We start from the raw sequence: 19,433 nt of genomic DNA, 5'->3' as shown, positions 1-19,433 counted from the left end.
GTAATATATATAATGCGATGAATAGTTCCATACCGGAACGAATCAGCAGGTATGCCAGTCAATAAATTCAACCAGCATACCCGGTATGACTACTGAGCGTGGGCAACAATAAACAAGCGGGGGAATGCCAACAAACGGCGACCATCGGCCTGTTGCGGATAGGCCACATCAATGATTGCCAGATAGTCTTGCAAAAAATCCAATCGCATTGCTTCAGAGAGCGGTTCAAGAAAAGGCCGTAAACCTGTGGCTCGCAGCCAATCGACGATGGCTTGCGCTGAAGGCATCGGGTGGTAATAGGTAGTGCGCCAAATATCTATCCGCTCTGCATTGGGGGCCAGTAAGTCATAATACTGATTGGCTGACAGAACCTTCGCCCGTATTGCCCCCGCCTCTTGTAGTGTTTGCTGCCATGGACCGTTTTCTGCAACTTCACGCATAGCTCGATGGCTGGGCTCCTCCAGATTATCTGGCATCTGGACCGCAAGTATGCCGTGGGTAGCCAACTTGGAGAACAAATAGGGAAAGAGTTGCTGATGATCGGTTAGCCATTGTAACGATGCGTTAGCATAAATAAGATCTTGTGGCTCAGCGGGTTGCCACTGGCGAATATCCGCTTCAAGAAATGCACATGCCGGCAGGCGCTGTTGCGCACTGGCCAACATCGCCACCGAGTTATCAATCCCAACCAGCTGCGCCTGCGGAAAACGCTGGTGCAGCAATTGGGTAGAGTTGCCTGGCCCACAACCTAAATCGCTGATGCGCTGTGGCTGGGTAGTGCTGATATGTGCGAGCAAATCACCGGCAGGGCGGGTACGTTCTGCTTCAAATTGGCGGTATAAATCAGGATCCCAGTCTTGCATGCATAACCTCCGGTAGAAAAAGATCAGTAATGCGGATAAGTGATAGCCGCTGACGCGTGCATATTTATCTATTATAGATTCTGCAATGGCCCGCTAAACAGCACCGCACCGGTTGGCTGGCCAGTGGGCGAGCCGCCGTGAGGCTCCAGACTGATTGCTAATAACGAATTCGCCATTAACTGGTTTTCAGTCAGAGTCAGTTGTGTTGGCCCATGGGTATTGAGTAACCCCAGTGAGTGTGGTTTTTCACCCGCCGGAATACTCCATAATTCAAGGCTATTACGCTCACTGACTACCACGGGGTTAAGGGGAGTTAATGTCAGGCTACGAGTCGATTTCTCCAGACTGACCACCCATTGACCACTTTGCTGACTATTGGAGAGCACGGCCACCGGGACGGATGTTGGTGGCTCTACCAATAAACGTGGGATCACCAGGACTGCGGCCAGTGCGGCGGCGACAGCCCACCCCAAATAAGACCAACGATTACGTTTGATATGGCGCAGGTTGATTGGTGGTAACTCTAACTCCAGCCGCTTCCATACGCGTTCAGGAGGCTCCAGCGGGGCCAATTGATTATCCAGTTGGGTAAACAGACGCTGCCAACTGGCAACATCTGCCGCCAACTGTGGGTCACGACGGAATCGGCGTTCAAAATGCAGCCGGGCAAGTCCGCGCAGGGTTCCCAGCGCATATTCAGCGGCCAATGCTGAGTCATATTCGCGTCTGTTTTTCATAAGCCTACGCAGCCCTTCAAGTGATCGAGTGCACGACGTATCCAGCTTTTTATCGTACCAAGTGGTTGTTGTAGATGAGTAGAGATCTCCCCATGAGAAAGCCCCTGATAATAAGCCAACATAATACTTTGTCGTTGCTCAACCGGCAGATGTGCCAAACAGTCTGCCAATTGTTTAGCTTCACTGTCTTGCTGCAATTGAGCCAGAGGCGTCAGTGTGTCATCGGTCAAATAATCGGTTTGGTCATCGTTCAACGTTTGCAGACGATTATCACTGCCGCGCATCAAATCGATGGCCCGATTACGCACAATATGGGTCAACCAGGTTAATGGGGCACTGAGTTGCGCATTGTAATTATCGGCCCGATGCCAGACGGTGAGGAAACAGTCGTGCAAAACCTCCTCTGCCCGAGCAGGGTTGCGCAGCATTCTTAAGGCGACCGCGAATAGTCTGGGGGAAGTGAGCCGGTATAGTTTTTCAAACGCGGACTGATCACCTTGAGCAATGGCATCGATCAGCCCGATTTGTTGTTCCAGTGAGTATTCATTCATGCGCCAATCCCTAAAAAAGCCGTCAGGTGCAGTGAGACACTGCACCCAGTATAGACGGGTTTTATTTAGGCATCAGAACAGTATCAATCACATCGATCACGCCATTTTTCTGTTGTACATCATAGGTGCTGATATTGGCGATGTTCCCTTTTCCATCTTTAAGCTGAATGTTATGTGGCCCGTTGTTCATAATCCATAGTGATTGGCCATTGACAGTTTTCAGCTCGGCAGTACCCCCTCCGGCTTTAATTTTACTTTCTAACTGTTTCATATCGTAGTTCCCGGCCACCACGTGATAGGTCAAGATTTGGGTGAGCATGGCTTTATTTTCTGGTTTGACCAGACTTTCAACGGTACCGGCCGGCAATTTTGCAAACGCGGCATTGGTGGGCGCGAACAGGGTAAATGGCCCAGGGCCTTGCAGGGTATCAACCAACCCCGCAGCTTTAACCGCAGCGACTAAGGTCGTGTGATCTTTTGAGTTAACCGCATTCTCGATAATATTTTTACTCGGCAACATCGAAGCACCACCTACCATAACAGTTTCGGACATCATGGCGGCCATAGAGACAGTACTGAACAGTAAGGAAGCACAGATAGCAGAACGAAGAAGCGTTTTCATAATGTATTCCTTTTAGGACGGTTGAGGTGAAGTCTTGCCTCACATCTACCTATACGAATCAGCCTGGTGTTTTGGATGCAAAAAAAGGAAAATAATTAATAAAAAACGCCAACCCGTGCAGTGCTGGGCTGGCGTTTGATAAATAACAATAGGATAGAAGGTGAGAGGGCTGAACTAGCCCTGATGCGCGCAGCACCCTTCAGGCAATTTGATCCAGTTGTGGCTTGGGTTTGATAGTCAGTGTGGCCCCGATAGAGGCACTGATAATTGATGCCAGAGCCAACCATTGAACCCATGTCAGATGTTCATTTAAGAATACCAACCCTGAAATGGCCGCCAGTGCTGGCTCCAGACTCATTAACGTGCCAAATGTGCGCGTAGGGAGCCGGGTCAGTGCGACCATTTCTAGTGAGTAGGGTAATGCCGTCGACAAAATAGCGACAGCCAGAGCAACGGGGAGAATGGCGGGATCGAACAGGGCAAGGCCGTTATATGCTACGCCAATTGGGCAAAATACCAGTGCTGCGATCAGAGAACCTACCGCGACAGTCCCAGGACCGTGATCACCGCCGGCTTTCTGCCCTGAAATAATATACAGCGCCCAACAGGCTCCAGCACCCAAGGCACAAGCCGCGCCAAATAAATCAATGGTACCAATGTTATGTCCCAGCGGTAATAAGAACCATAGCCCCAGAACGGCCAACCCTACCCAGATAAAGTCCACCGGGCGGCGAGAAGAGAACATGGCAACCGCCAACGGGCCGGTGAACTCCAATGCGACGGCAATACCCAATGGCACCGTTTTTAGTGACAGGTAAAACAAAAAGTTCATTCCACCTAATGTCACACCATAAATAAGCAGGGGTAAGCGGCTGCCTGAGGTGAATCGCATTCGCCAAGGTTTAAAGATGACAAACAAAATAAGTGTGCCGATACCGAGCCGCAGCGAGGTTATTCCTTGCGCGCCAACCAGTGGGAACAAACTTTTCGCCAACGATGCACCACTCTGGATGGAGATCATGGCAATCACCAGTAACAGAATAGGGACTAAGGGAAGTGAATGTTTGGATGAAGGAGACAAAGACATCCTGTTAAGCCTCAAAGAAAATTATTAGGTAGCTATTTTTGCCAGTGTAAATGAAATGTCAGCCAAGTGTTTGAAAATCACCAAAGGAGCGAAAAAAGAAACGGAAAGCAGTGAAAGAAATAATAAATTTTCAGCATTGCGGTTTTTTAACGCTATTTCTGCTGGTTATTTAAGCGCTAAAACTAAGAATAGTCTGGAATGGCTTTTGGTGATGGGAGTCACAAAAAGGTGTAGAATGGCGGAAATTCGTAAGCGTATTAGTAAGATGGAAGATTCTTGAAACCCTTTGTTACACCAAATAAATGATTAGACAATCATATGTAGGCAGAGTTTCCTACTATTTATTGTTATAATTTCATGGTGTTTTTGTTTCATCTAAAAATTTGCGTCTTTCGAGGTGGTTATGAATAAAATTGCATGTCTTTCAGCAGTAGCAGCTTGTGTATTAGCAGTGACCGCAGGTTCAGCCTTTGCCGGTCAAAGCACCGTTTCTGGTGGTTATGCCCAGAGCGATTATCAAGGTGTTGCTAACAAATCTTCAGGTTTCAACCTGAAATACCGTTACGAGTGGAGTGATTCTCAACTGGGTTACATCACCTCTTTCACTCACACTGAAAAAAGCAGCTTCGGTGACAGCTCGTCGGTATACAACAAAGCACAATACAATGCTATCACCGGTGGTCCAGCTTACCGTATCAACGATTGGGCTAGCGTTTATGGCCTGGTAGGTGTGGGTTACGGTCGTTTCAGCCAGAACTACCCAACTTCTGCTAGCGATAAAAGCAGCACCAGCGATTACGGCTTTACTTACGGCGCAGGTATGCAGTTCAACCCAATGCAAAATGTTGCCCTGGACGTTTCTTACGAACAGAGCCGCATCCGCAACGTTGATGTCGGTACTTGGGTTGCTGGCGTAGGTTACACTTTCTAAGCGACCGCTTAGAATAGTTAGCACTCATCTTTCACGGTGTTATGCTGTGTCTGATAAAAATCCGCTTTCGGGCGGATTTTTTTTCGCCTGTCATATGATGCCGATGTGAGGCTGGCGTGTGATAACTATTTAACCGCATTTACGGCATTGACAATCAGCGCGATTATCTGCTGTGGATGAGAGAGTATCGAGGCGTGGCTGGAGGGTAACTCAATCACCTTTTGGGCCTGAATTCGAGCAGCAAAACCGCGTTGTGTTTCGACCGGCAGCATTCTGTCTTCCGTTGAAACCTGATACCAGCAAGGTTTGACCCGCCAGGCAGGCTGAGCAGACTTATCAGTAAAAGCGCGAGTTGCTAAGGGTTTTTGCACCATAGACATCACCAGTGCTTCATTCTCATCAATGTCCTGACACATATTTTCGTGGAACTGGTCAGTGTCAATCCATAGAAATCCATTATCATCCGGGCGAATATAAGCGGCGCCAACAGGCGGTTCACGCAGTGCAAAAGTACTGGATAAGCTCTCTCCCGCATCGGGGGCAAAAGCGGCGAGATAGACCATACCGACCACATTTTGCAGATGCCCGACTTGTGTAATGACCATGCCACCATAAGAGTGGCCCACTAATAGGGTAGGGCCATATAAGGCGGTAGTTAGCTTAATGGTCCGCTCCACGTCATCTGCTAATGATGTCAGCGGATTTTGTATTGCAATGACCCGGTGCCCCATGGTGTGCAGGGCTGGGATAATATAGCGCCACTGTGAGCCATCAGCCCATGCGCCATGGACCAATACAATATTAAGTTTTGTCGCCATATTTCCTCCTGAACGGGTATTAGTCCAAGCGGTGCATAATATCGTTATGCAGAAATAGCATTCTTGACGAATAACAACTTCTACTCATTTACCTGCATTAATGAAAAATCTTGTTTATAGCCAGATGTTATTAAAATTAAACAAATCTGTTATTAGGTTTAAAGTATAAAGCGCTGAGCGCTGATGGCTTTAGGATAAGGATGAAAATGAAGTACCGAATAATCCATTTGGATATCAATTGGCGATATAAAATTCCTGCGAATAGGATTCGCTATATTTTAAATTAATAAAAACAAGAGATTAACAAGGTTCTCTGTCTGGGTGTTACTGCGTAATTTACTGGTAAAAATGAGATAATATGACACACTACTATTAGTGCGGATTAACCTTCAGGCTCTTATCGTGATTCACGCATTAAGCTAAATAAAAAAATTGATGGTCATAAAACAGTTGGTTGTAATAAACGATAGGTTGTAATAAAACAATAGGTTGTAATAAAAAATGGGTTTAAATCATGACGACACTCAGTGAACAGGCTCCACCTCTGTTACATGACACCAAGCTTGAACAGCAGATTTTAAGACGTTCAATTTTTTGCACTTTGTTTATCGCCATTATGGGGATTGTTTTTGGTATCGTATGCGGTTCGATGTCGATTATTTTCGATGGTATGTTCTCTGCTTTAGATGCTGGAATGTGCAGTTTATCGCTATTGGTTTCCCGATTACTTGGTCAGCCGCACAGTCGGCGTTTTCAATACGGTTTCTGGCATGTTGAACCACTGGTTCTGGCTTTCAATGGCAGCTTGCTGGCCTTTCTTTGTCTTTACGCATTCGTCAATGCCATTAAGGGGATTTTCGACGGCGGCAGGGAATTGGAGTTGGGGTGGGCGATTGTTTATGCATTAGTGGTCAGTATTTTCTGTTTCACCCTCTTTTTAAAACAACGTCGTTTAAATAAACGAGTCAAATCCGAGCTAATTGCATTGGATACCAAAAGCTGGTTAATGTCGGCCTGCATCAGTTCTGCGTTATTAGTAGCCTTCTTGCTTTCATGGTGTATGGAAGGTACCCGCTATGCGCATTTGATTGTTTATACCGACCCCGCTGTATTGGCCTTGTTAACCTTGGTCTTAATACCTGTGCCAATAAAAACAGTCATTTCGGCAGTTCGTGAAGTATTACAAATGACGCCAGACAATCTGGATAATGCCATTGAGAGCTTAATGGATAAGTTAATGGCAAAATATAAATTTATTGATTACTCCCACTATGCCACCCGCATGGGGCGGGGGTTGTTTATCGAGATTCATGTGGTTATTCCACCAGATATGGAGACGAATGGTGTCAGTTATTTTGACAAATTACGCGATGAAATAGCCAAAGAAATTGGCGAGTCCGGCCCTCATCGGTGGCTAACGATCTCCTTTACCCGCGATGCAAAGTGGTTATAGCATCAACATCAATAGCGGGTATGGCGGCGTGTAAATAAATTAACCAAGGTAATGATTCTTATGAACAAGATGATTATTAAGCGTCAGATAAAACTTAACGCTATTGATACGCCGCCAAGGTTTGATGCTGTTACTAAGGTAGCCATTAATGATGAAACCATCGAATATCGCAAAGCTAAAGTTATTAGTAATATGCGCCGTGCCGATATCGATTATTTATTGGTGTATGCGGACAAAGAGCATGGGGGTAACTTTGAATATCTGGCGGGGTTTATTCCCCGTTTTGAAGAAGCGGCTCTGGTGTTACATGTGTCAGGTGAGGTCTATTTATTATTAGGTAACGAGAATTTAAAGTTATCTGACTATGCCAGAGTCAGAAATACCGTGATTCATGTCCACTATTTTTCATTGCCAAATCAACCAATGGACAACAGTAAAACGCTTACTGAATTATTGGCAGCAACCGGGATTCAGCAGGCTAAAAAGATTGGGGTTGCAGGATGGAAACTGTTTACCAGTAAGTTGGACGATAACAGTCAGCTATTTGATATTCCGCATTTTATTTTGGATGCAATTAAAAAGTCTGCTTCACCGGTAGCAACGATTATTAACGCTACCAGTCTATTTATTGGCAGTGATATTGCAGCTAGAGTGACCAATAATGCTAATGAATTGGCGCACTATGAATATGGCGCTAATTTGGCGTCGAATTGTATTCTTAATGCATTGGCGGCGGTTGATATCGGCATAACAGAAAAGCAACTGGGCAGTTATCTGGCAGATGAAGGCCAACCGAACACTGTTGTGATAATTGCTGCGACTGGCGCCAGATTTGAACAGGCAAATTTATATCCCAGTGATAAAGCGGTACAACTCGGCGATAAAATATCATTGACCACTGGGTTTAAAGGCGGTTTGAGCAGTAGAACCGGCTATGCGGTTCATCATGTAGATGAACTACCGCACGCGGAAAGAGATTATCTTGATAAGGTTGCGCTACCTTATTACACAACAGTCGTCGCTTGGCTGGAAAATATTCGTATTGGTATGCCAGGGAAAGAGATGTACGCATTAGTGGAAACGGTTTTCCCTAAATCACAATACCATTGGTCGCTAAATCCCGGCCATTTAGTTGCTGATGAAGAGTGGTTGTGCTCTCCCATTTATAGCGATTCTGAAGAGATAATTCGCAGTGGGATGATATTCCAAATCGATATCATTCCTTCGGTAAAAGGTTATGCCGGAGTGAGTGCTGAGGAGTGTATTGCACTGGCTGATCAGCATTTACGTAATGCGCTCGCTACTCAGTACCCTGATGTTTGGCAAAGAATACAAAAACGGCGTAGTTATCTCAGCGATATCCTGAATATCCATCTCAGCGAAGAGGTGCTACCGATGTCTAACACAGTTGGCTATCTGCGGCCATTCCTGCTGGATAAATACAGTGCATTACAATGTATTGATGAGTAACAGCACGAATAACCTAGGGTTTAGGGTATTTATTTAAGGGGCTAATAGCCCCTTTTAGTGGCATCAAGCTTTTATTGCCGCAGCCACTTACCGTCAGATTTAAGCGCTTGCTGAGATTTCGTGCAAAACTGGAGGCGATACTCTTGCCATCTTGTGGCATAATGCGCGCCGAATCACATTTTCTATAATTCTTGAATATCCCTATTCAGTAATCCAATCGAGAGCGAGCTCTGTGCTAAGTACTAACAATATCACCATGCAATTCGGCAGCAAGCCGCTGTTTGAAAACATTTCAGTAAAATTCGGTGGCGGTAATCGCTATGGTCTGATCGGCGCTAATGGCTGTGGTAAATCCACCTTCATGAAAATCCTTGGCGGTGATTTAGTTCCTAGCGGCGGTAACGTATTCCTTGACCCGAATGAGCGTCTGGGTAAGTTACGTCAGGACCAATTCGCCTTTGAAAACAACACAGTGCTGGACACCGTTATTATGGGTCACGGCGAGCTGTGGGAAGTAAAAGAAGAGCGCGACCGCATCTACGCTATGGCTGAAATGAGCGAAGCAGACGGCTATAAAGTGGCTGATCTGGAAGTTGCCTACGGTGAAATGGATGGTTACAGCGCAGAAGCCCGTGCCGGTGAATTATTGCTTGGTGTAGGTATTCCGGTTGAACAACATTATGGGTTGATGAGCGAAATCGCTCCTGGCTTTAAATTGCGTGTATTGCTGGCGCAAGCCCTGTTCTCAGACCCGGAAATTTTGCTCCTCGACGAACCGACCAACAACCTGGATATTGATACTATCCGCTGGTTGGAACAAGTGCTGAACGAACGTAGCAGCACCATGATTATTATTTCCCATGACCGTCACTTCCTGAACATGGTGTGTACCCACATGGCGGATCTGGATTATGGCGAACTGCGTGTTTATCCGGGTAACTATGACGAATACATGACGGCGGCGACGCAAGCTCGTGATCGTCTGTTGTCAGATAACGCCAAGAAAAAGGCCCAGATCTCTGAGCTGCAATCTTTCGTTAGCCGCTTTAGTGCCAACGCCTCTAAATCCAAACAGGCGACGTCTCGCGCCCGCCAGATTGATAAAATTCAGCTTGATGAAGTGAAAGCATCTAGCCGCCAGAACCCGTTTATCCGCTTTGATCAGGATAAAAAACTGTTCCGTAATGCGCTGGAAGTTGAACTGTTGGCCAAAGGTTTTGATGACGGCCCGCTGTTTAAAAAACTGGATTTGCGCCTGGAAGTGGGTGAAAAAGTGGCTATCCTCGGGCCAAACGGTATCGGTAAATCGACTTTGCTGAAAACCTTGGTAGGGGATTATGAGCCGGATTCTGGCACCGTAAAATGGTCTGAAAACAGTAAGATTGGTTACTATGCACAGGATCATGCCAGCGATTTTGAAATCGATCTGACGGTATTTGACTGGATGAGTCAGTGGAAACAGGAAAAAGACGACGAGCAGGCTGTGCGCAGTGTGCTGGGCCGTTTACTGTTTAGCCAGGACGATATTAAGAAGAAAGTACAGGTCTTGTCTGGTGGTGAGAAAGGGCGGATGTTGTTTGGTAAGCTGATGATGCAGCGCCCTAACATCATGGTAATGGATGAGCCAACCAACCATTTGGATATGGAATCGATTGAAGCGCTGAACATGGCATTAGAAATGTACGAAGGCACGCTAATCTTCGTTTCCCATGACCGTGAGTTCGTTAGTTCTTTGGCGACCCGAGTGATTGAAATGACACCAGGCAAGCTGATCGACTTTACCGGTAACTACGAAGACTATCTGCGTAGCCAGGGTATTCAGTCCTGATTAGTTGATGGTGTGTTGATAAGAGAGCTGATGCATTGCATCAGCTTTTTTTTTGCGCTAAATAGGCGGCTAATCTTTGCCACAGACTTCACAGTGGGCATCTTTGGCTAGCTTCATGGTCCGAAACTCTGCCGTTGCGGCGTCATACATCAATATGCGCCCAGATATCACCTGACCATAATCAGCTAACAGCTTTATGGTTTCCATCGCTTGTAAATTACCAATAATCCCCACCAAGGGCGACATTACCCCGGCTTCAACACAGGTCAGTGCATTGTCACCGAATAACCGACTGAGGCAGCGATAGCAGGGTTGGTTTGGCTGATAAGTGAAAACACTAATTTGCCCCTCCATGCGAATTGCTGCACCTGAAACCAGTGGTTTACGTTGTGCATGACACAGTCGATTGAGTTGCTCGCGGCTGGTGACATTATCGGTACAATCCAACACCAACTGATGTTCAGCAATGGTTGCCGCGAGTTGTTGGTCATCTAACTGACCATCAATGGATTTCAGTGCCAAATGAGGGTTCATTTCAGACAGCGTCAGTGCCGCAGAGGCCACTTTTGACATTCCGATACGATTATCGCGATGCAAAACCTGCCGCTGCAGGTTGGAAAGCGAAACCGTATCAAAATCCAGCAGGGTAAGGTGGCCCACGCCTGCTGCTGCCAGATATTGTGCGGCTGCGCATCCTAGCCCCCCTAATCCAACGATTAACACCTTGGCAGCATTCAGTTTTTCCTGACCGTCAAAATCAAAACCGCGCAGCACGATTTGCCGGTTATAACGCAGGGCTTGGGCATCGGTCAGTTCTGGCAGCATCTCAGCCTCTCCACCATGTACAATTTATTGCCCCAATAGCCCGTTAAACAGTTCGATTTCAACTGTTTCACCGACCGAGACAGAACCGCGTTCTCGTTCCAGCACAATAAAGCAGTTACCTTGGCTGAATGAACTGAATACGTGAGACCCCTGATGACCTGTGGTGCGTACTTCCAATTCACCGTTAGCATTGGTGGAGAAAATACCGCGTTGAAAATCTAAACGGCCGGGGGATTTCTTCAATTTTGTCGCCGCGACCGCGTTGAGGCGCAGTGGTGGACGCCACCCCGCATGGCCGGAGAGTTTAGCAATAAGGGGTTGTACCAACTGATAGAATGTTAGCGCCGCCGAGACCGGATTACCCGGTAAGCCGCAGAACCAGGCGTTATCCAATTTGCCGAAAGCAAACGGTTTGCCGGGTTTTATCGCCAACTTCCAGAAACCGATATCGCCTAACTCTTCCAGCATCTGTTTGGTGTAATCCGCTTCACCCACCGAGACACCACCACTGCTGATAACAAGGTCAGCGGCGGCATCGGCTTGTTCAAATGCTTTGCGCAATGCGAGTTGATCGTCACGGATCACGCCAAGGTCAACTATTTGGCAGCCTAACTGTTGCAGCATCAACCGTACCGCGAAGCGGTTAGTATCGTAAATCTGTCCTTCGCCTAAGGGCTGCCCGACTGGTTGCAATTCATCGCCGGTAGAGAAAATAGCCACTTTCAGTGTGCGAAACACGGCAATCTCTGCAATGCCTAATGAGGCGAGTAGCGGTAATTGCGCCGCGCCTAATTTTACCCCCGCGGGGAAAACGGCAGCACCCTGTTGGATATCTTCACCCGGCAAGCGGATATTTTGCCCAACCTGCACCTGGCTATTGAATATGACACCTTGTTCGCCAGCCACGGCCTGTTCTTGCATGATGACGGCATCGGCTCCCTCAGGAATAGGGGCACCGGTCATGATTCGCACGCAAGTATTGGCTGGCCACTCACCTTTAAACGGTGCACCGGCAAAAGCCTTGCCGGCCACCGGCAGCGGTAATGTGCTGCTAAGCTCATTACAACGCACGGCATATCCGTCCATGGCTGAATTGGCGAAGGGGGGCACAGCAATCGGTGATGTAATTGCACTGGCGGTGATACGTCCCGCCGCTTCGGTCAATGCGATGATTTCTGTTGCCTGCAATGGCGTAACCTGCGACAGCATTTTAGTCAGAGCTTGTTCGAGAGAGAGTAAATCCGAGGTATTACTGTGATCCATGCTGGACTCCGTGGTCAGTGTGCACCGTTAGCTAGAGGTAATTATGGGTGCTGAGCTACCATCAAATAATGAAACCATTATGGCAGAGATTGTCAGGTGGGTGAATGGATGGCGGCGCAAAGAGACGATAGATTGATACTGCCTTGATCAGTGCTATTATTTTCATGGGTATAAACCTTCGGCAGGCAACACAGGGGTGTGACATGGAGTATCAATCGATTCTGGACTTTTGGTTTAACGAGATGGACCCGGCGTTGTGGTTCAAAAAGGATGAGGATTTTGATGCTCTGCTACGCAAGCGGTTTGGCCCGGTTTGGCAAGCGGCATCAAAGGGGGAATTGGCCCACTGGCGGTTTAAAATTGAAGGGCGTTTGGCGGAAATATTGATACTGGATCAATTCAGCAGAAACCTGTTCCGTGATTTACCTGCATCATTTTCTTGTGACGGGATGGCGCTGGTGCTAGCGCAGGAAGCAATCAGCAGTGGTCAGACGAAACAATTATCTGATATTCAACGCGGCTTTCTTTATCTTCCTTTTATGCATTCCGAATCGGCGCTTATTCATAAACAGGCATTAGAACTCTTTACCGAATTGGGTAATGACAATCAGCTTGATTATGAGTTACGCCATAAAGCGATTATTGATCGCTTTGGCCGTTACCCACACCGCAATCATATCCTTGGGCGAGTCTCAAGTGCAGAGGAACAGGCTTTTCTTCTCCAGCCTGATTCTGCTTTCTAGACAGAAAAGGGCAGACGAATACAGGGTCAGCAAAATCGCTGTGCTGGCCACTTATCGTCACTTTGACTACGTACTGTTCCCGTTTTTTCTGTCGTGCCGCTCACAAAAAAACCTTCACCAAACAGTCGACTTAACATATTTATGTAATTGACATCACAAAGGAAATTGAGGTTTTTCCTAAACTACTCTCTGCGCTATAACTCTCATTGAAACGATAATGTTACCAATATATAACAATCTAACAATATAAAAATGAGAGTTCAGTGTCTGTGATTTCTCGGTTCTGAGCTTATATGGCATGGACGTTTAACAATGTGGCAGACGCATCATTATGGTTGAAACAACTTCATTAGACACTACTGTGGTAGAAGGTCAGGGAACATCAGCACGTCTGACAGATAAAGCAGATACCCGGCAACGGATACGAGCCATTGTTGGGGCCTCTTCTGGGAATTTGGTTGAATGGTTTGATTTCTATATTTACTCTTTTTGCGCGCTCTATTTTGCCCCGCTTTTTTTCCCCAGTGATAATCCAACCACCCAATTAGTGCAGACTGCCGGTGTTTTTGCTGCTGGTTTTTTGATGCGGCCGATTGGCGGCTGGTTATTTGGTTATATTGCTGACAAACATGGCCGCAAGTTATCCATGTTGATTTCGGTCTATATGATGTGTGCCGGCTCGTTGATGATTGCCTGCCTGCCAACCTATGCGTCAATTGGTAGCCTGGCACCGGTCTTACTGTTAGTCGCCCGTTTATTCCAGGGGTTATCTGTTGGGGGCGAATATGGTACCAGTGCCACCTATATGAGTGAAGTCGCAGTGAAAGGGCACAAAGGGTTTTATGCTTCGTTCCAATATGTCACATTAATTGGCGGCCAATTGCTGGCATTATTGGTACTGGTTCTATTACAGCAAACACTTTCATCAGAGGTATTGCACAGTTGGGGCTGGCGTATTCCTTTTGTTCTGGGGGCACTGTTGGCAGTGGTTGCTCTTTACTTACGCCGTTCACTGAATGAAACCTCGGATGAGAAGAACCGTAATAAGAAAGATGCGGGTAGTTTGAAAGGGCTATGGAAGAACCGTCGCGCATTTATTATGGTACTAGGCTTCACCGCGGGTGGCTCTCTTTCTTTTTATACCTACACCACTTATATGCAAAAGTATTTAGTCAATACCGCCGGGATGGATGTGAAAACCGCCAGCCTGGTCATGACGGCGGCATTATTTATTTTTATGTTGGTACAACCTTTATTTGGTGCATTATCCGATCGCATTAGCCGCCGTACATCTATGCTAACGTTTGGCCTATTATCAATGCTATTAACGGTACCTATTCTGCACGCCCTAAAAGGGGTAACCAGTCCATATATTGCGTTTATGCTGATTATTACCGCCCTGATTATTCTCAGTTTTTATACTTCTATTGGTGGGTTACTAAAAGCAGAGATGTTCCCGCCAGAAGTCAGAGCCTTAGGTGTTGGCCTGTCTTATGCAGTTGCAAATGCCATGTTTGGTGGTAGTGCTGAATACGTGGCGCTGTCTCTTAAGTCTTTTGATATGGAAAACAGCTTCTTTTGGTACGTTTCGGCAATGTGCTTCGTTACCTTCCTGGTTTCATTGCGCCTGCACCGCAAAGGGCAGGAGGTTGAGTTATAGTGCGAAACCTACATTAATTGCTTTTACCTCCATATGATGAGTTAACTCTTTATTAAATAGAGTTAACTCATCACCATCCAATAATTGGCTAGCAGGGATCTTCCCGATGAGATAGGCCGATAATGCTTTATATTCATGCGAGGTTAATTCCTCCAGTTTTCTAATATTTACGTCTCTAATATTAACGCTATCTATGTTTACGATGGGTATTATATCACGCATGTTGCGCTCCTATTTTTAAGTTAATTTTCCATCTCTCATGGTTATGATTCTATTACCATATGTGGCGGCTTCATCTGAGTGTGTAACCATTATTATGGTTGTTCCGGTCTGATTTATTCTGCTTAATTGTTCAAGTACATTTCGGGTGTTTTTACTGTCCAAATTACCGGTTGGTTCATCAGCTAACAATAATGCTGGATTGGATACCATGGCACGGGCAATGGCGACTCGTTGTTGCTGACCACCCGATAATTGCATTGGTTTATGATCTCTACGATTCTCGATAGCAAAAAGGTTTAAAATCCGATTAACGCGTTCAATACGTTCTTTTTTTGCAACATGGCGATACTTCAGTGGTAACTCAATATTATCGAATATTGATAAATGTGGAATAAGATTAAATGATTGAACAATATAGCCTATCAACTCACGCCTTAATATAATTCGTTGTGAGTAACTTAGGGATACGACATCCTTTCCTGTTAAGGTAAGTGAGCCACTATCAAGTGAGTCAAACATGCCTATAATGTTGAGCAGAGTCGATTTCCCCGATCCTGATGGACCCATAATTGATACGAATTCACCTTGTTCCACAGCGAGGTTCAGGTGATTAAATACCCGGGTTTTAATCGTTTTTGTTATGAAACACTTTTCTGCATTTTGTATGTTTAGCATATTATTTAAACTCAATTATATTATATTGGTTACTGTTTGAATATGAAGGGATGATAATACGTTGACCTGAATTTAGTCCTGCTGTTATTTCTGTTTTTTCTGCGTTGCGGCGCTTAATTTCTACTTTAGTTTTAATCGCATGATCATGTTTTTGTTGGTAGATATAGAGGTAGTTACCCCCATGTTTATCTGAAGTAATACTTTCATTGGGTACTAATAATATCTTCTCTTTCTCATCTTGCAATGAGATTTCTATTTCAATAGATTGGCCTCTTTTTAGCGGGACTTTGTTTAATTGAGTCGGTGTCAGCTTTGCCTTAAACTTGCCATTATCAATAACTGTGGAGACCGATTCAATAAGCAGTACAATATCCTGGCCATTTATTTTTGCAATAACACGAGTTTGTGGTTTTATCTTATCCAAGTAATATTCACTCAAAAAAACATTGAAATAATATGAATTGAAATTATCTACGACTGCTATTTTTTCACCAGGCTTTATTTGCTGGCCTAACTCAATGTCCAAAACAGATAAAGAGCCATCAATAGGTGCAGTTATTACTAATTGATCGATGCCCGTTTCAATCATTCCCATCATTCGTTCAAGTAATAAAATAGAGTCATTAATATTATTTAATTGCTTAGGAAGTGATTTTTGGTTTTTGTTATTATGTTCTAGTAATATCTCACTCTTAGTTTTCCAATTTTTCAGTATATCTTTTTGGTTTTCTAACTCTGATTTTGCAATCATCGATTTTGTATCGAGGACTTGATGCCTGACAAGGTTTTTGCTAACAACCCCGATCTGGTGTCGAGCTTCTTGTAGGCTGAGTTTGGTATCTCGATTATCTTGTTCCAATTGCATTTTCATATTACGCAGATTATTTATTTGTTCGGTGATATCTGCCATTCTGGAGGTTGTTTCTAACATGAAATCATAATTGGATAAACGAACGATAACATCACCTTTGTTAACCGCTTCAAAAGCTTTTTTGGCAATTTCAATGACTTTCCCCCCACGTTCACTTGATATAATCGTGCTTTCCTTCGGTACCGTAATGGCACGTGTAATTAATACGTCCTGAAATTCCTCAGGCTTAACCGTAATGAAAATAGTGTTTTCCCGCGCAACTAATAACGTATTTTGGCTTGTGAATAAAGAGTAAATGTAAAAAAAACAGGCAATCAGTATAAGTGATACACCTATAATAATTAACGTTATGCGTAAGTTTGTATGTGCATTTTTTTAAATTTTTATATCCATGTATTTATTGTTTCTTTTTGGTATTTATGTTGTCATTATTAAAGATCAGCGTAATAGTCATAATGACAACTATGCTAATTATGAAAATAAAAAGTGTAGCAGTGGCATTGACGTATGAAAGATTATCCACAGCATGGTATTGAACCAACCATCGATGCAATAAAAAGAAACCCATCGAGAATGCTATTATAGCAGCAAAAATAATGGGGGCGATATTTTGCTGTATAAAGAAAACGATATGGGTATAAATAGAACCACCAATAGACTCCATTATTCTTAATGTCTTACCGATTCGTTTGGTTTCGGATATACTGATGATTACCGTGCTTATTAATATTAATAAAATTGAAAGTATGGCAACAAAATTAGCTGTTTTTTGCATAAGTCTATTCGTATTGAAATATGCTTGATGTAAATGTTCCACTGTTTGTATTTGCGTGGGGTTAACCCGATATCGCTCAAGTGTTTTTTTAACTTCCCCAAGATCCTGTATATATTGCAATTTTAATGCGCCATATCGTTGGGACTTGTTTTCAATAAATATCAATAGTGGTGTGGTGTTTTTATTGACATCTGCAAGATAAAAATCATTTATTATTCTAAGGATTCTTATTTTATGTTCAGAGTCATTATCATTAATGTAAAATATGCTATTCAATGTTTCATCATAGGAATGTTGCCCCATTAAAGTCATAAAGGATTGAGTTGCTACCGCATGGACAATATTATTATCATCACTCGGCATTAGCACATTATCATACCCTGCTAATACCTTAACTCCCCAGGTATCAAGGAAGTGTTTATTAGCATTAAGTGTATTTACTGTTACTAACTTATCTTTCTCTTGCTGATTAAGATGAAATATTGACGTGTTTGTCCTCGACATGTCAAAGGGTTGCCAGCTACTAAGTGCGATAGACTCTATATTTACAGTATTCTTCAATTCATTTTGTAAACTATTTATTGCTGCTTGATCAATTAACTCATCACTTAAAGTAAATGTCACTATATTGTCTTTTTCATAACCAAAATTATGATGCTGCATAAAATCATTCTGTGTCAATATTCCTGCCCATAAGTAAACTATTATGCCTGCGATTGTTATTTGTATGCACAGTGCTCCTTGATGGACGTAGCGTGATATTGGCTGTTGATTATAAATATTATAATGGCCAGATTGATTGGGAAAAACGGTAACATATAGATATGTTATATGAGAATTGCTGTATAAATTGAAATTAATGTAAAAAAGAAGGAGGCTAGTAATGTTTTAGTTTCTTGAATGAGAATTAACTCTTTAACGCCTGTAGATAGCTGTATTAAAACAATCAGAAAGAGGATTGCTAACAGGAGTACAAAAAAGGCTTGAAGCAGTGCGATGGAAAGTGCTTCAGTCAATAGTTGATAACGAGAGGCTCCGAGAGATTTCTTTATCTGGAAACTGTTTTTTTTATTGGTATTTATTACATTGTTAACATTAAAAAAGTTCATGGTGGTTGTTAGAAATATAAAAATACCGGCTGCATATAAGCTGTATAAATAGGATTTTGCAATAACTGTGCTGATCTCATCAGGTAACCCATTATCGTAATGGATATCGGTAATATTACGTGCAGATAATTGAATGAACTCTTCGGGGCTGAATGGTGCTCCAGGGAGTTGGGGGGCGTAACGGGTAACGAGTGTACCCAATTGTTCAGAATCGGGTTTTTCTCCTGCGTCCATTGTAATAAAGGCATAAGCGTGCATATCGTACCAATCATGCCTTTTATCATGATAGCCATCTATGAGTTCGGGAGAAAATGCAATCACGGCGTTGGTTTTAAAACGGCTATCCTTATGCAAACTAATCATATCTTTAATGACGAATTGGCCTTTGTTCCCTAAGGTGATAACGTGCCCGACCGGATTATCCAGATGAAGATATTGACGATTAAATTCTGGCGTAATAATAATTTCATTCTGGGTCAGATGAGGGCGGTATTGAGAAATATTTGGTTCATATAGATTAGGTTGATCATTACTCAGTTTATAGGGATTAATGACATTGAAGAAATTCGGACTAACGGTATAAATCTCTACTTTCCTGTGAGTTTGGTCATTCACTTGTAAGTCTGTAAATAGACGTAGTGCATAGATAACCTCTTTAATGTTCTTTGCATTCTGCAATGCTGGAATCAATGGAAAAGGTACTTGTGCTGATTTTACATCGTCACCGTTTGGCAAGTTAAACTGAGTTTCTATGCGATATATTTGTGCGTGGTCATTGTGGTAATTTTCAATACTTCTATCCGTTAAATAAAGCAGTAATACTAAAAATGATGAGAGCATACCTAAAGCCGTTATTATTATCGCTAATATACTTGCCATCGGGCTAAGCTTTACATCATTAATGAATTCACTTGTAAACATACAAGAATA

At 44.0% G+C, this 19,433-nt stretch carries 16 protein-coding genes and 3 pseudogenes; 7 read left to right on the top strand and 12 right to left on the bottom strand.

Annotation, left to right across the window (positions count from 1 at the left end; translation table 11 throughout):
- Nucleotides 1-89 precede the first annotated feature (89 nt).
- The 5 genes from A6J66_009255 to A6J66_009235 form a co-directional block, all read right to left on the bottom strand.
- Nucleotides 90-863, bottom strand: coding sequence for a trans-aconitate 2-methyltransferase (locus A6J66_009255; GenBank protein PNM24361.1), 774 nt, complete (start codon nucleotides 861-863; stop codon nucleotides 90-92).
- 71 nt (nucleotides 864-934) lie between these two features.
- The gene (locus tag A6J66_009250) at nucleotides 935-1,600 is read right to left on the bottom strand and encodes a hypothetical protein (protein ID PNM24360.1); all 666 of its coding nucleotides are present in this window, start codon (nucleotides 1,598-1,600) and stop codon (nucleotides 935-937) included.
- Complete coding sequence (locus A6J66_009245) at nucleotides 1,597-2,151, bottom strand: RNA polymerase subunit sigma (protein ID PNM24359.1); 555 nt, start codon at nucleotides 2,149-2,151, stop codon at nucleotides 1,597-1,599. The genes A6J66_009250 and A6J66_009245 overlap by 4 nt, the downstream gene beginning before the upstream one ends.
- Before the next feature lie 61 nt (nucleotides 2,152-2,212).
- On the bottom strand, nucleotides 2,213-2,773 hold the full coding sequence (locus A6J66_009240) for a fasciclin (GenBank protein ID PNM24358.1): 561 nt from the start codon (nucleotides 2,771-2,773) through the stop codon (nucleotides 2,213-2,215).
- Between the two features lie 199 nt (nucleotides 2,774-2,972).
- Nucleotides 2,973-3,860 (bottom strand): threonine/homoserine exporter RhtA, encoded by an 888-nt coding sequence (locus tag A6J66_009235; protein PNM24357.1) that lies wholly within the window; start codon nucleotides 3,858-3,860, stop codon nucleotides 2,973-2,975.
- A 55-nt stretch (nucleotides 3,861-3,915) separates the two neighbouring features.
- On the opposite strand from A6J66_009235, the gene A6J66_009230 reads away from it, so the two are divergent.
- On the top strand, nucleotides 3,916-4,140 hold the full coding sequence (locus tag A6J66_009230; protein ID PNM24356.1) for a hypothetical protein: 225 nt from the start codon (nucleotides 3,916-3,918) through the stop codon (nucleotides 4,138-4,140).
- Nucleotides 4,141-4,263: 123 nt separating this feature from the next.
- Nucleotides 4,264-4,791 (top strand): outer membrane protein OmpX, encoded by a 528-nt coding sequence (gene ompX / locus A6J66_009225; protein PNM24355.1) that lies wholly within the window; start codon nucleotides 4,264-4,266, stop codon nucleotides 4,789-4,791.
- Between the two features lie 125 nt (nucleotides 4,792-4,916).
- On the opposite strand, the gene A6J66_009220 is transcribed toward ompX, so the two are convergent.
- A complete protein-coding gene (locus A6J66_009220; protein ID PNM24354.1) occupies nucleotides 4,917-5,609 on the bottom strand; it encodes an alpha/beta hydrolase in 693 nt (230 codons plus the stop codon).
- A 514-nt stretch (nucleotides 5,610-6,123) separates the two neighbouring features.
- On the opposite strand from A6J66_009220, the gene A6J66_009215 reads away from it, so the two are divergent.
- From A6J66_009215 to A6J66_009205, 3 genes are all read left to right on the top strand, one after another.
- The gene (locus A6J66_009215) at nucleotides 6,124-7,062 is read left to right on the top strand and encodes a cation efflux family transporter (protein PNM24353.1); all 939 of its coding nucleotides are present in this window, start codon (nucleotides 6,124-6,126) and stop codon (nucleotides 7,060-7,062) included.
- Between the two features lie 69 nt (nucleotides 7,063-7,131).
- Complete coding sequence (locus A6J66_009210) at nucleotides 7,132-8,532, top strand: Xaa-Pro aminopeptidase (GenBank protein ID PNM26958.1); 1,401 nt, start codon at nucleotides 7,132-7,134, stop codon at nucleotides 8,530-8,532.
- A 232-nt stretch (nucleotides 8,533-8,764) separates the two neighbouring features.
- Nucleotides 8,765-10,360 carry an ABC-F family ATPase gene (locus tag A6J66_009205; GenBank protein ID PNM24352.1) on the top strand — a complete coding sequence of 532 codons (1,596 nt, stop codon included), beginning with the start codon at nucleotides 8,765-8,767 and terminating at the stop codon, nucleotides 10,358-10,360.
- Between the two features lie 69 nt (nucleotides 10,361-10,429).
- Here A6J66_009205 and moeB read toward each other — a convergent pair whose 3' ends face one another.
- The gene (gene moeB, locus A6J66_009200; GenBank protein PNM26957.1) at nucleotides 10,430-11,182 is read right to left on the bottom strand and encodes a molybdopterin-synthase adenylyltransferase MoeB; all 753 of its coding nucleotides are present in this window, start codon (nucleotides 11,180-11,182) and stop codon (nucleotides 10,430-10,432) included.
- Between the two features lie 27 nt (nucleotides 11,183-11,209).
- Entirely contained in the window at nucleotides 11,210-12,448 is a 1,239-nt protein-coding gene (locus A6J66_009195; protein PNM24351.1) for a molybdopterin molybdotransferase, read from the bottom strand.
- 203 nt (nucleotides 12,449-12,651) lie between these two features.
- On the opposite strand from A6J66_009195, the gene A6J66_009190 reads away from it, so the two are divergent.
- Nucleotides 12,652-13,191, top strand: a complete 540-nt coding sequence (locus A6J66_009190; GenBank protein PNM24350.1) for a DUF924 domain-containing protein — start codon at nucleotides 12,652-12,654, stop codon at nucleotides 13,189-13,191.
- Nucleotides 13,192-13,522: 331 nt separating this feature from the next.
- A complete protein-coding gene (locus tag A6J66_009185; GenBank protein ID PNM24349.1) occupies nucleotides 13,523-14,851 on the top strand; it encodes an MFS transporter in 1,329 nt (442 codons plus the stop codon).
- Nucleotides 14,852-14,863: 12 nt separating this feature from the next.
- Here the strand turns inward: A6J66_009185 and A6J66_009180 are convergent.
- From A6J66_009180 to A6J66_009165, 4 genes and pseudogenes are all read right to left on the bottom strand, one after another.
- A pseudogene (locus tag A6J66_009180) lies at nucleotides 14,864-15,073 on the bottom strand (radical SAM protein).
- A gap of 15 nt (nucleotides 15,074-15,088) precedes the next feature.
- Nucleotides 15,089-15,748 carry an ABC transporter ATP-binding protein gene (locus A6J66_009175; protein PNM24348.1) on the bottom strand — a complete coding sequence of 220 codons (660 nt, stop codon included), beginning with the start codon at nucleotides 15,746-15,748 and terminating at the stop codon, nucleotides 15,089-15,091.
- A 1-nt stretch (nucleotide 15,749) separates the two neighbouring features.
- Nucleotides 15,750-17,012: pseudogene (locus A6J66_009170) on the bottom strand (RND transporter).
- Between the two features lie 4 nt (nucleotides 17,013-17,016).
- A pseudogene (locus A6J66_009165) lies at nucleotides 17,017-19,424 on the bottom strand (hypothetical protein).
- Nucleotides 19,425-19,433 lie beyond the last annotated feature (9 nt).

Origin of the sequence: Yersinia enterocolitica (assembly GCA_002082245.2) — a bacterium.
Classification (GTDB): Bacteria; Pseudomonadota; Gammaproteobacteria; order Enterobacterales; family Enterobacteriaceae; genus Yersinia; species Yersinia enterocolitica_E.
This window is presented reverse-complemented; position numbering and strand designations above follow the sequence as displayed.